Origin of the sequence: Ancylobacter sonchi (assembly GCF_018390695.1) — a bacterium.
Classification (GTDB): domain Bacteria; phylum Pseudomonadota; class Alphaproteobacteria; order Rhizobiales; family Xanthobacteraceae; genus Ancylobacter; species Ancylobacter sonchi.
This window is the reverse complement of sequence record NZ_JAHBGF010000036.1, coordinates 22,190-34,267: the sequence shown is the minus strand read 5'-3', so window position 1 is coordinate 34,267 and position 12,078 is coordinate 22,190. Positions and strand designations below refer to the sequence as shown.

Below are 12,078 nucleotides of genomic sequence, written 5' to 3'. Positions count from 1 at the left end.
CGGGGCCGCTTCGCGGTCCGGCGTCGCGCAGGGTGATCCGCCCGGCGCCGATCGCGCCGGGCGTCGCGGAAGGCCGGCGCTACTTGATCGCGCCGGTCTCCTTCAGGAAGGTTTCGGTGGTGGTGGCGAAGCCGTTCACGAAGTCCGGGTAGTCCTTGTGGTCGATGAACTTCGCCACCAGCACTTCCTCGGTGTATTCCTTCTTGTATTCGGGATCCTGAAGCACCTTCTGGATCGCGGCGTCCCACGCCTTGGTGACGGCATCCGGCAGGCCCTTGGGGCCGGCGAGGCCGCGGAACTTCACCAGCTGGACGTCGAAGCCGGCTTCCTTCACCGTCGGCACATCCGGCTTCTCCGGCAGGCGCTCCGGGTTGAAGGTGGCGAGCACGCGGATCTTGCCGGCCTCGATCTGCGAGCGCAGCTCCTGGAACTCGCCGACGCCGATGTCGAGCGTGCCGTTGAGCACGTTCAGCATCATGTCGCCGCCGCCCTCATGGGTGACGATGGCGGCGTTGACGCCGGCGGCGCGCTTGAGCTGCTCGGCCGCCTGGCGCTCCAGCGAGGCCGGGTTGGCCGCGCCCCACTTGCCGCGTTCCTTTTTCGCCTTGTCGACTGCGTCCTGCAGCGTCTTGAAGGGGCCGTCGGCGCGGGTGAACACCACTTCGCTGTCGGCGAAGATGTTCACCAGCGGCTCGAGATCCTTGTAGGTCTTGGGCGGCTTCGAGAGCAGCGAGGTGTAGATGTAGGTCGGCGTGGTGGCGTAGAACACGCTGCCATCGGCCGGCGAGCCGGCGACGCGGGCCACCGCCTTGGCGCCGCTGCCGCCCTGCACGTTCTCGACGACGAAGGTGGCGTCGATGTACTTGCCGAGATATTTCGACAGCTCGCGCAGGAAGACGTCGGAGCCGCCGCCGGGGCTGGAATGGGTGACCAGGGTCACCACCTTGACCGGATAGGGCGCCGGATCGGCCGCGGCCTTGCCGGCGAAGAGGCTCCCGCCCGCCAGCCCGCCGGCCAGCAGCAGGGCCAGACCCGTTCGGCGGGTCAGTTCGACCTTGAAGTTCATGTTCGTTCCTCCCAGTGAAAGGCGGCACCTCTTCGGGTTGCTCGCCGGTCGTCCCGCGTATCGCTATTCGGCGACCGCCCTTATCTCGCCGGCATCGGTGGCGGACAGCAGGGCCATCAGCCGCGCGAGGTCCGCGCCGGTATCGAGGCCGCGCGCCAGTGCCAGCACGTCCTCCTGCGCCGAGGCCTCCAGCACGCCCTCGGCGCACATGCGGAACTTGGCGTCGAGATCGGCGTCGCCAATCGGGTTGAGCGGGCCGCCGCGGTAGCGCTCGTCCGCCCATTCCACCAGCGTGCGGCCGTCCCTGGTCTCCACCTCGATGCGCGAGCGGATCAGGTCGTAGCCGCGCGCGTCGATCTCGGGATCGTTGATGACGTCGGTGCGCGCCTGCAAATCCTGCATCGCCGGGCCGGCGACGAAGGCGTCCTCGAATTCGTGATGGCTGGCGCGCCGGCGCAGCACGATCATCGCCAGCAGCGCCGGCATGGAGAACTTGGCCTGCAGATGGTTGCGGGCGATGGGGTAGCGGATCGGCTCGATGATGTTCTTGCCGGCGAAGAAGCGGATGCGCTCCACCTGTTCCGGCTTCAGGTCGTGGTCGAGCACCAGCTTGAGCATCGCGTCCATCGACTGATGGGTGAGGATGCCGGACGGGTAGGGCTTGATCGACACGCCGGGGCTGACGATGGTCAACGGGTTGCCGAAGCCCTGCGCGGCCTTGCCGGCGTCGAAGCCCTCGCCCATCACCGAGAAGAAGCCCCAGGGGCCGTCGAGCGCGGTGGGGTCGGCGTCGAAGCCGCGCGCGGCGAGCAGGGCGGCGGTGATGCCGTTCTCGCAGGCGCGCCCGACATGCAGCGGCTTGGTCATGGTGCCGAAATTCACCCTGATGCCGGCGGCGAGGCTGGCAGCGATGCCGAAGGCATGGGCGAGGCGCGGGCCGGTGAGGCCGAGCAGCTTGGCGGCGGCGACGCAGGCACCGTAGGTGCCGACCGTGCCGCTGGAATGATGGCCGCGCCGGTAGTGGCGGGGCAGCATCCATTCGGAGATCTTGCACTCCACCTCGAAACCGAGCTGGAAGGCGAGCATCACCTCGTGGCCGTCGCGCTGGCCGATCATGTCGGCGACGATGAGCGCAGCGGTGAGCGGCGGGATGGTCGGGTGGGTGAGCAGGCCGTAGACATGCGCCGGATCGTGCGAGACCTGGGTGTCGTCCCAGTCATGGGCGTGGCCGGCCGTGCCCCAGACGCGCCCGGCGAGCGGCGCGGGAACGCGGCGCGCCCCCGCCGCCGGCAGCGGCGCATCGGCGCGGCCGCCCTGGTCGAGCGCATCGGCGACCAGAATGCGCACGGACGGTTCCTGGCTGCCGGCGAGGTAAAGGCCGACGGCGTCGACGATGCAGCGCCGTCCGATGCGCAACGCCTCTTCGGGAAGATCCGCATAGGTCGTCGTCTCGACAAACCGCAGCGCCTGGCTCGTGATGTCGGCAGCGCTCATGAATTCACTCCTGCGATGAAACGTTAGGAAAGGCCGGCGTTCGCCATCAGCCGATGCTTGGCCGACATGACGTGCGCCATGTGGGCGGCCTGGGCGCGGTCGGGGTCGCGGGCGGCGATCGCCTCGACCATCTCGTGGTGCTCGCGGTTCGACACCTGCATGGAATCGACCAGCATCAGATTGCGGGCGCGGTAGAGCTGGAGCTGCTTGATCAGCGACAAATACTGGCTGGCCAGCACCGGATTGGCGGCGTGCGCGACGATGAACTCGTGCAGCGCGAAGTTCTCGCGCAGATAGCGCTCGGTATCGTCGGCGGCGATCGCCTCGTCCATGGTGGCGACGAAGCCGCGCAGCGTCGCGATCTCCGCCTCGCTGGCGCGCAGGGCCAGCAGCCGACCGGCGAGGGCGAACAGGAAGGCCCGCACGTCATAGATCTGCGCCGCCTGCTCGGGGGTGAGGCGGCGGACGAACACGCCCCGGTTGGGGATCTGCTCGATCAGTCCGCTCGATTCGAGCGAGCGCAGCGCCTCGCGGATCGGGCCCCGGCTGGTGCCGAAGCGCAGCGTCAGCTCCTTCTCGTTGATGCGGTCGCCCGGCGCGTATTGGCCGCTGAGGATGACCCGCTGGATCTCCTCCTCGATCAGCATCGGCAGCGAGCGCGACTTCAGCAGTTCGATCTCGGGCGTCGGCATGCGTTCCCTCACTCTTGGTCCGATCTAGCGACGGAATTGCCCTCATGTCAATTGAAGATTGTAGGACGATTTACTTGAGGCGGACTCATTTGCAGGCCGCGTCGTCCCGCGCCCCGCCATGTCGGAGCGGTCGAGGGGCGGGAGGCTCAGGCGGAAGGGCATGGGTGCCGGACGCCCGGCGCGGCGCTTTCGCCGCCTCACCGCGAGGGGAGGCGCGAAGGGATCGTCGGATCATCGCCCGAATGGAAGGCGCGGCGCGCCGGTCGGTGAGCCGGCGCGGGACCGGGGCTACACCGCCAGGACGAACTGCGTTCCGAGCACCTGGTTCCGGCCGGCGGATTTCGCGAGATAGAGCTGCTCGTCGGCGGCCCGCACCCAGGCCTCGGGGGAAGCGCCGAGCGCGCAGGCGGCGGTGGCCACGCCGACGCTCACCGTGACGAAGGAAGCGGTGTCCGAGGTCTTGTGCGGGATGTCGAGCAACTGGACGCGCCGATGGATCTGGTGCGCGACCTCCATCGCCTCCTCATGCGAGCATTCCGGCAGCACGCAGGCGAATTCCTCGCCGCCATAGCGGACGGCGACATCCGCCGCGCGGTTCATCGTCCGCTTGAGCGCGGCCGCCACCATAGAGAGACAGCGGTCGCCGGCGGTATGGCCGTAGGAATCGTTGTAGCGCTTGAAGAAGTCGATATCGACGAAGACCAGCGACAGCAGCGCGCCGCTGGCGGCGAGCCGCAGCGTATCCTGGTCGAGCGCCCGTTCCAGCCGGCGCCGGTTGCCGAGGCCGGTGAGCGCGTCGGTGACCGCCATCTCGGCCAGCTGGTCGCGCATGCGCTTCATGTCGAGATGATTGCGCACGCGCGCCCGCACCGCGACCGGGCTGATCGGCTTGGTGATGTAGTCGATGGCGCCGAGCATCAGGCCGCGCACTTCCGCGTCCCGGTCGCCGAGCGCCGTGGTGAAGATGATCGGCACGTCGCCGATGATCGGGTCGGCCTTGAGGAGGCTGCACACCTCGTAGCCGTCGAGCCCCGGCATCAGCACGTCGAGCAGGATGAGATCGGGGAGGTTGGTGCGCGCGACATCGATCGCCTCGGCGCCGGACGTCGAGAAGTAGATTTCATAGTCGTCTTCCAGCGCGGCCGACAGGATCTCGATGTTCGAGACCTCATCGTCAACGATCAGCACCGATTGGCGCTCGTTCAAGATTGGCTCTCCTCATTCGCCATCCGCTCGGCAATCTGCTGTGAAAAAGCGAGCGCGGCATTGAAGTCAAGGCTGGTCACGGCGGCTCTCAGCGGCTCCAGCAATGCCGTGCCGGGGCCGACCGCCTGGTCCAGCCGCTCGAAGGTCTTGCGCGCGCCCATGCTGCGCCGCTCGAGCTGGGTGGTCAGCGCGGCGAGCAGTTCGCGGGCGTTGTCGTCGAAACGTACCTGCGGCGGGAGGGCCGTCGCCATGGCCGGCGCCTCCTCGGCGGGGCTGAGCGAGCGGGCCGCGGCCAGCGCGGGCTGCATGGCCTCGTCGAGGCGGTCCATCAGCGGACCCAGCCGGTCGGTCTCGCGATGCGCCAGCGCGTCCTCGGCCTGACGCGCCGCCTCGCTGACATGGCGCAGCTCCAGCGAGCCGGCCACGCCCTTCAGCGTGTGCGCCAGCCGCCGGGCCTCGTCGAACTCGCCCTTGGCGATCTGCTGGCGCAGGGTGGCGACGGTCGCGGCGTTCTTCTCGCCGAAGCCGATAATCAGCCGCATGAGCAGCGGGCGCTTGCCGTTCACGCGGTTGAGGGCGGTGGCGATGTCGAAGGGCGGCAGCATGTCCGGCAGCCCGGCCGGCGCCCGGAGCGTTTCCACCGCTGCGACAGCGGGGGCTTGCGGTGCCGCCGGCGCGTCCACCGTCGTGCGCCGCACGCCGTCGCGATGCCGGAGGATCCAGCGGTCGAGGGTGCCAATGAGCAGTTGCGGGTCGACCGGCTTGGCGATGTGATCGTCCATGCCGGCCGTCAGGCAGGCCTGGCGCTCACGCTCATAGGCGTGGGCGGTCATGGCGATGATCGGCAGCTGGCTCGACGGGATGGTCCGGCGGATGCGCCGAGTGGCTTCGAAGCCGTCCATCTCCGGCATCTGCACGTCCATCAGCACTGCGTCGTAGTGTCGGTCGGCGTCCAGCACCATCTCGCAGGCGATGCGTCCGTTGCCGGCCAGCTCCACCAGCAATCCGCCATCGGTCAGGATCTCGAAGGCGACCTCGCTGTTGATCTCGTTGTCCTCGACCAGCAGCACACGCGCGCCGCGCACGCTGGCCGACACCATTGGAATGCCGCCGGCGGTGTCGAGGCCGGAAGGGGTGTTCTGCTCCGCCTCGCTCTTCGGCCGGAACAGGTCGACGATGGTGTCGAGCAGCATGCGCGGATCGATCGGCTTGACCAGGAAGGCAGCGACGCCGGCATTGCGCGCCGCCGCCATGGCATCCTCGCGCGCATAGGCGCTGACCATCAGCGCCACCGGCAGCCGGGTGAGGGTGGGCGTGCGCTCCAGTTCGCGCACCAGATCGACGCCGCTCATCGTCGGCATCTTCCAGTCGACCAGCAGGAGGTCGTAGGGCGTGCCCTGCGCCGCGGCAGCCTCCAGAGCGGCCAGCGCCTCCGGCGCGGAGGCGGCGAGGTCGGTCTGCAGCGACCAGCCGGTGAAGATGGCGTGGAGGATCTCCCGCGCACCGGGATTGTCGTCGACGATCAGCACCCGCAGGCTTAGCAGCTCGGGCGGGAACTCCTCCACCTTGGCAGGCTGGGCGAACCCTTCCTCCAAGCGGACCGTGACGGTGAACACGCTGCCCTTGCCTTGTGTGCTTACGACACCGATCGTGCCGCCCATCAGCTCCACCAGCTGCTTGGTGATGGCGAGGCCGAGTCCGGTGCCGCCGAACTTGCGGGTCGTCGAGCTGTCGGCCTGGGCGAAGGAGCGGAACAGGTTGGCCTGCTGCTCGGCGTCCATGCCGATGCCGGTATCGCGCACCGCGATTTCCAGCACCACGTCGGACGGGGTGGTGTCGGGCAACCGGCGGACGGCAACCTGCACCTCGCCGCGATCGGTGAACTTCACCGCGTTGCCGACCAGATTGAGAATGACCTGGTTGAGGCGCAAGGCATCGCCGACCACCATGTCCGGTACGTTGGGCTCGAAGGCGACATTCACTGCTACGCGCTTCTCGGCCGCCTTCAGCCCGGCGATGTCGACGGTGGCTTCGACCTCCTCGCGGATGTCGAAGCAGGACTTCTCCAGCACCAGCTTGCCGGCCTCGATCTTCGAGAAGTCGAGGATGTCGTTGATCAGGCCGAGCAGCGCGGTGCTCGCCTGCTTGATCTTGGTGAGGTACTCGTGCTGCTTGGGCGGCACCTCGCCGCGCAGCGCCAGATGGGTGAAGCCGAGAATGGCGTTCATCGGCGTGCGGATCTCGTGGCTCATATTGGCCAGGAACAGGCCCTTGGCGGCATTGGCCGCCTGCGCCTCGCGGGTGCGTTCCTCCACCCGCTGCTCGAGCGTCTCGTTGCTGAGCATGATCTCGTCGCTCATCGCCTGGATGCGGGTGAAGCCGCCGACCAGCATCTCGCAGATCCCGACCAGGATCGCGGTCTGGAAGGCGACGATGCCGGCATGCAGCCAGACGCGCGAGAGGTCCTGTCCGGCGGGGAACACGGCGGCTGGAAACAGGAAGTTGAGCGTGAGGTGATGCACGGCCACCGCGGCCGCCGCCATGAGGATGGCGCGCCAGTCGCACCAGCCGATCATCAGCGCCAGCGAGGCGAAGAAATACATGTGCAGGTCCATCTGCCAGCCGTGCCCTGTGAGCAGGAACACGAACAGCGAGGGCATGCCCATGAGCGCGACCGCCGATATGTAGCGGGTGACGGGCTCCACCCCATAGAGCAGCCAAGAGACCGTGTAGGCGCCGGCCAGCCCGGCGGCGATCAGCGCCGGCGTGGTAATCGCCGCTCCGACGGCATAGGCGATGGCCATGGCGACAGGCACATGCAGCCAGAGCAGCGCGAGCAGCAGATAGCCGAAGCGAACCCGCAGGCGGTCAATCTCGATCATAGGGCGATCTCACAAGGAACTCACGGTCCAGGATGGGTTCTGCCGTGTCCTGCCGTACGGTGCAGAAAATTCACTACTAAAAAGCGCAGAAGTTGCTACCAAAAACTACTGAGTGGCGCACCCGCGCAGCGCGCCAGCGTCCAGCGTGAGCCAGGCACCCTCGCTTCGCAAGGCGTCGAGAAACCGCTGCTGCGTGTCGCCCTCGCCATGGGTCGCGACCACCATGCTGTCGAACCTGCCCATTTCGATGACTCGCCCGCCGGCACGGCCAACGAGTTCCATCGCTTGCCGGGCGTCGTACCAGGGCGGCACCACGACCGCGACATGCTCGGTGGAGGCCTTCGCGGCCAGCATCGTCAGGCTGACGACCGAAGTGCTGACCACGAGTAGCGCGACCGCCGGCCAGAGCTGGCGCCATCCGCCGCCAGCGCGGCGCGGGGCGGGCCGTGCGGGGGAGGCGCGGAAATGGCGCGTCCCGGCAAGTGGCGAGGGAAAACTCGCCATGCGCCCTGGTCCGCCTGCTACGTCCATGCCCATTCCTCGTAAGTCCGTTCACCCAACCTACCGAGAAACCGCTCGTCCCACCATCCTGTCGGCGATCGGAATTGGTAGTGGACGGCATCGATGTCATAAGGCGCGTGGTGGCCCGCCGACGCGCGCCCCCGGCCGCCGTGGCGTCATCGAGAACGGGCGGCGCCACGTGTCAAAGGGAGACGACGGCTTGCATCCAGAGGGCTTGCATCGAGACGGTTTACATCGAAGTGCTGATATTCGCCCGCAGGCGATCATCTTCGATTTCGATGGCGTCATCCTCGATTCCGCGCGGCTGAAAACGCAGGCCTTCGCCGATTGCTACGCGGGCGAGGCGGAGGAGACGATTGCCGAGGTCGTGGCCTATCAGGATCGGCATGGCGGCGTAGGTCGGCGGGAGAAATTCGCCCATTACGAGCGCGAGCTGTTTGGCCGGCCGGGCGATCCGGCCGCGCTCGATGCGCTGTGCCGGCGTTTCGCCGAGCTCATCGACACGGCGATGATGGAGGCGCCGTTCATCCCCGGCGCGGTGCAGGTGCTTGCAGCGCTTCACGGATGCCTGCCGCTGCATCTCGTCTCCGGCATGCCCGAGACCGAGCTGCGGGTGTTGCTGGCGCGGCGCGGGCTGGACGGGTTCTTCGCGTCGGTCGCCGGCACGCCCCGGCTCAAGCTGCCGGAGTTCCGCCGTATTCTGGCCGATGAGAACCTCGCGCCGGGCGAGGTGCTGGCGGTGGGCGATGCGCGCACCGAGTTCGACGCGGCGATGGAACTCGGCATTCCGTTCCTCGCCATCGTCGCGGAAGGCGCGCCGGACTTCTTCCCCGCCGACGTGCCGCGCCATCGCGACCTGTCGGGCTTTCTCGACTTCGTCGCGCGATAGAAGGCGAAGTGAGGCTCAGTTCATCCACAAGCCGCCGGTGACGTTGATCGCCTGGCCGGTCATGTAGGCGGATTCGTCGGAGGCGAGGAAGGCGACTACCCGGGCGATGTCGTCGGGCACGCCGACGCGGCCGATCGGGATCATGTGCTCGCGTTCCTTGGCGGTCGGCAGGCCCTGCTCGCGCGACATCCGGTCGGCGTCGTCGCGCATCCGCGTGCCGACGATGGAGCCGGGGCAGACCGCATTCACATTGACGCCGAGCGGCGCCACCTCGGCCGCCAGCGACTGGGTGAAGGCGATCACCGCCGCCTTGGAGGCGGAATAGGCGCCGTAGCTCGGCTTGCCGATCTTGCCGAACCACGAGGCGATGTTGACGATGCGCCCGGCACGCCGCTCGATCATGTCCGGCAGCACGGCCTTGGCGACATGGAACACGCTGTCGGTGTTGATGGCGAACACCCGCTTCCAGGCGGCGGCGTCGATGTCGACGACCTTGCCGACCGCGGTGATCGCCGCATTGTTCACCGCGATATCGACGGGTCCGAACGTCGCGCGGACCTGCGCGACGGCGGCATCCACCGCCGCGTGGTCGGCGACGTCGACCGACAGCGCCAGCGCCCGGCGCCCGAGCGCGCGCACCAATCCAGCGGTTTCCTCCGCGCCGGCAAGGTCGAGGTCGAGCACCGCGACGTCGCAGCCTTCCTCGGCGAGGCGGGTGGCGATGCCGCGCCCGATGCCGACCGCCCCGCCGGTGACGAGGGCGACCCGCCCGTCGAGATGATACATCACGCTCTCCGTCTCAATGCGCGCCGCCCCGGGCGGGCTAGTGGGAGTCCTGGCCGTCGAGGCCCGGCAGATAGATGTCCTTGATGCGCGGATCGGCGGCCATCTTCGCGGCCGGGCCCGAGCATTGCAGCGAGCCGTGCTCCAGCGCGTAGACGAAGTCGGCGACCTCGAAGGACAGGTCGATGTTCTGCTCGACGAGGATGATCGACACGCCGCTTTCGGCGAGCTTCAGCACGATCTCGAAGATCTGGTGGATGATGATCGGCGCCAGCCCGAGCGAGGGCTCGTCGAGCAGCAGGAGCTCCGGGCTGCCCATCAGCGCGCGGCCGATCGCCACCATCTGCTGCTGGCCGCCGGAGAGACGGCCGGCCGACTGGTGGCGTCGCTCGCCGAGGATGGGGAACAGCGTGTAAACCTGATCGCGCAGCTCGGCGAAGCTCTTGCCACGGCCGGGGATGTAGCCGGTGATCAGGTTCTCCTCGATGGAGAGCTGGAAGACGCGTCGACCCTCCGGGCAGTGGCCGAGGCCGCGCCGCACCATCTGGTAGGGCTTGAGGCCGGCGACCTCCTCGCCCTTGAAGCGGATGGAGCCGCGCGTCGGCTTGTTCAGCCCGCTGATGGTACGCAGCAGCGTGGTCTTGCCGGCGCCGTTCGGGCCGATGATGCAGACGACCTCTCCGGGAAGTACCTCAAGGCTGATGCCATGTAAGACCTTCACCCTCCCGTAGCCGGACTCGATTGCGTCGACCGCGAGCAGCGGCTTCGATGTCCTTGATGGCTCCTGGCTGGCCAAGATACGCCTCCTGCACTTCGGTGTTGGACCGGATCTCGCCAGCGGTGCCTTGCGCCAGCAGCTGGCCGCGATTCATCACGACGATGGTGTCCGAGATCGACATGATCAGTTTCATGTCGTGTTCGATGAGGACCATGGCGAGGTCCGGGGAGCGCAGCGCGAGGATGTGCTGCTTGAGCTGCTCGGTCTCGCCGTGGTTGAGGCCGGCGGCCGGCTCGTCGAGCAGCAGCACGCGCGGTTCGGCGACGATGGCGCGGGCGAGCTCGACCAGTTTCTGCTGGCCATAGGCAAGGCTGCCGGCCTGCCGCTCGGCATGGGCGGCGAGCCCCAGGCGATCCAGCACCGCGTGGCAGCGCGCGCGGCGCTCCTCGGCTGCGGCGCGGCCGCTCAGCCCGAAGGTGTTGGCGATGAGGCTGCCGACGCGCGGCGGCACCAGCGCCACTTCGAGGTTCTTCACCACGCTCATGCCGTCGAACAGGCGGATGTTCTGGTAGGTGCGCGACAGCCCGGCATGGGCGATGCGGTGTTTCGGCAGCTTCTGCAGCTCGACGCCGTCGACGAGGATGCGCCCCGAGGTGACGCCGTAGGAGCCGGCCGCCATGTTGACCAGCGTCGACTTGCCGGCGCCGTTCGGGCCGATCACCGCGGTGATGACGCCCGGCTTCACCTCGAAGGACACGTCGTCGATGGCCGCCAGTTCGCCGAACCGCTTGGTGACGTGGTCGAATGTCAGCATTTGCCGCCTCCCAGCCGGCGCATCAGCCAGCTCGGCCCGTATTGCCGGCTGATCAGGCCGCGCGGACGGGCGAGGATGATCACCACCAGCGCCATGCCGTAGAACAGCAGCCGGTAGTCGGCATAGGCGCGCAGCAATTCGGGCAGAAGGATCAGCAGCGTCGCGCCGAGCAGCGCGCCGAACGGATTGCCGAGGCCACCCACCACGATCACCAGCACGATCACCAGCGATTCCCAGAAGGTGAAGCTCTCCGGCGAGACGAAGCGCTGCATGGCGGCGAAGACCACGCCGCAGGCACCGCCGATGAAGGCGCTGAAGGCGAAGGCGACCAGCTTCACGCGGGTGGTGTTGATGCCGCAGCCGCGCGCGGCGTCCTGGTCCTCTCGCACGGCGGACAGCGCGGTGCCGAGCGCGCTCTCCTGGATACGCCAGACGAACAGGAACACCACCACCAGCATGGCTACGAGGAGATAGAGGAAGTCGTCGGGCGTGCTCAGCGTCCAGCCGAACAGATGCGCCTCGTCGATGCGGGCAATGCCCTGCGGACCGTTGGTGACGACGTCGAGATTGTTCATCAGCACGCGGATGATCTCGCCGAAGCCCAGCGTGACGATGGCGAGATAGTCGCCGCGCAGGCGCAGCACGGGGATGCCGAGCAGGATGCCCGCGAGGCCTGCGAGGCTGGCCCCGATCAGCAGTACCAGCGCGAAGGGCAGGTGGATGTCGAACTGGCCGGAGGCCAGCAGCGCCCAGGAATAGGCGCCGATGGCGTAGAAGGCGACATAGCCGAGGTCGAGCAGGCCGGCATAGCCGACGATGATGTTCAGCCCCAGGCCGAGCACGGCATAGAGCAGGATCATGTCGAGGATGCGCAGCGGGTAGGACGGGAGATGCGGTCCGACGATGAGGAGCAGGACCGGCACGGCCAGCATCGCCAGCGCGCCGGGCCAGAGCTTGCGGGGGGCGGCGGCTCCCGAGGCGGGCGCCGCCGCGCGGGCGCGGCTTTCCATGT

11 protein-coding genes are annotated in these 12,078 nt (G+C 68.1%); 1 reads left to right on the top strand and 10 read right to left on the bottom strand.

From position 1 onward, the window contains the following. Window positions 1-79: 79 nt before the first annotated feature. The 6 genes from KHC28_RS20975 to KHC28_RS20950 form a co-directional block, all read right to left on the bottom strand. Entirely contained in the window at window positions 80-1,066 is a 987-nt protein-coding gene (locus tag KHC28_RS20975) for a tripartite tricarboxylate transporter substrate binding protein (RefSeq protein ID WP_214010330.1), read from the bottom strand. Between the two features lie 63 nt (window positions 1,067-1,129). Then, entirely contained in the window at window positions 1,130-2,560 is a 1,431-nt protein-coding gene (locus KHC28_RS20970) for an MmgE/PrpD family protein (protein ID WP_214010329.1), read from the bottom strand. Between the two features lie 23 nt (window positions 2,561-2,583). Beyond that, a complete protein-coding gene (locus KHC28_RS20965; protein WP_214010328.1) occupies window positions 2,584-3,252 on the bottom strand; it encodes an FCD domain-containing protein in 669 nt (222 codons plus the stop codon). 288 nt (window positions 3,253-3,540) lie between these two features. Beyond that, entirely contained in the window at window positions 3,541-4,458 is a 918-nt protein-coding gene (locus KHC28_RS20960) for a diguanylate cyclase (protein ID WP_214010327.1), read from the bottom strand. Then, the gene (locus KHC28_RS20955) at window positions 4,455-7,340 is read right to left on the bottom strand and encodes a hybrid sensor histidine kinase/response regulator (RefSeq protein ID WP_214010326.1); all 2,886 of its coding nucleotides are present in this window, start codon (window positions 7,338-7,340) and stop codon (window positions 4,455-4,457) included. The genes KHC28_RS20960 and KHC28_RS20955 overlap by 4 nt, the downstream gene beginning before the upstream one ends. Window positions 7,341-7,445: 105 nt before the next feature. After that, window positions 7,446-7,844 carry a hypothetical protein gene (locus KHC28_RS20950; RefSeq protein WP_214010325.1) on the bottom strand — a complete coding sequence of 133 codons (399 nt, stop codon included), beginning with the start codon at window positions 7,842-7,844 and terminating at the stop codon, window positions 7,446-7,448. Between KHC28_RS20950 and KHC28_RS20945 the strand changes: the two genes are divergently transcribed. Then, window positions 7,843-8,751: an HAD family hydrolase gene (locus tag KHC28_RS20945; protein ID WP_246565079.1), complete on the top strand. Its 909-nt coding sequence runs from the start codon at window positions 7,843-7,845 to the stop codon at window positions 8,749-8,751. The two genes, KHC28_RS20950 and KHC28_RS20945, sit on opposite strands and share 2 nt — an antisense overlap. A gap of 15 nt (window positions 8,752-8,766) precedes the next feature. Here KHC28_RS20945 and KHC28_RS20940 read toward each other — a convergent pair whose 3' ends face one another. Genes KHC28_RS20940 through KHC28_RS20925 form a run of 4 tightly spaced genes read right to left on the bottom strand, consistent with a single transcriptional unit; the run spans window position 8,767 to window position 12,076 of the window. Then, on the bottom strand, window positions 8,767-9,537 hold the full coding sequence (locus tag KHC28_RS20940; RefSeq protein ID WP_214010324.1) for an SDR family NAD(P)-dependent oxidoreductase: 771 nt from the start codon (window positions 9,535-9,537) through the stop codon (window positions 8,767-8,769). Window positions 9,538-9,574: 37 nt separating this feature from the next. After that, entirely contained in the window at window positions 9,575-10,255 is a 681-nt protein-coding gene (locus tag KHC28_RS20935) for an ABC transporter ATP-binding protein (protein ID WP_312893296.1), read from the bottom strand. Continuing rightward, a complete protein-coding gene (locus KHC28_RS20930) occupies window positions 10,227-11,066 on the bottom strand; it encodes an ABC transporter ATP-binding protein (protein ID WP_214010323.1) in 840 nt (279 codons plus the stop codon). The genes KHC28_RS20935 and KHC28_RS20930 overlap by 29 nt, the downstream gene beginning before the upstream one ends. Further along, window positions 11,060-12,076 (bottom strand): branched-chain amino acid ABC transporter permease, encoded by a 1,017-nt coding sequence (locus tag KHC28_RS20925; protein ID WP_246565078.1) that lies wholly within the window; start codon window positions 12,074-12,076, stop codon window positions 11,060-11,062. Before KHC28_RS20925 ends, KHC28_RS20930 begins: the two co-directional genes overlap by 7 nt. Between the last annotated feature and the right edge of the window lie 2 nt (window positions 12,077-12,078).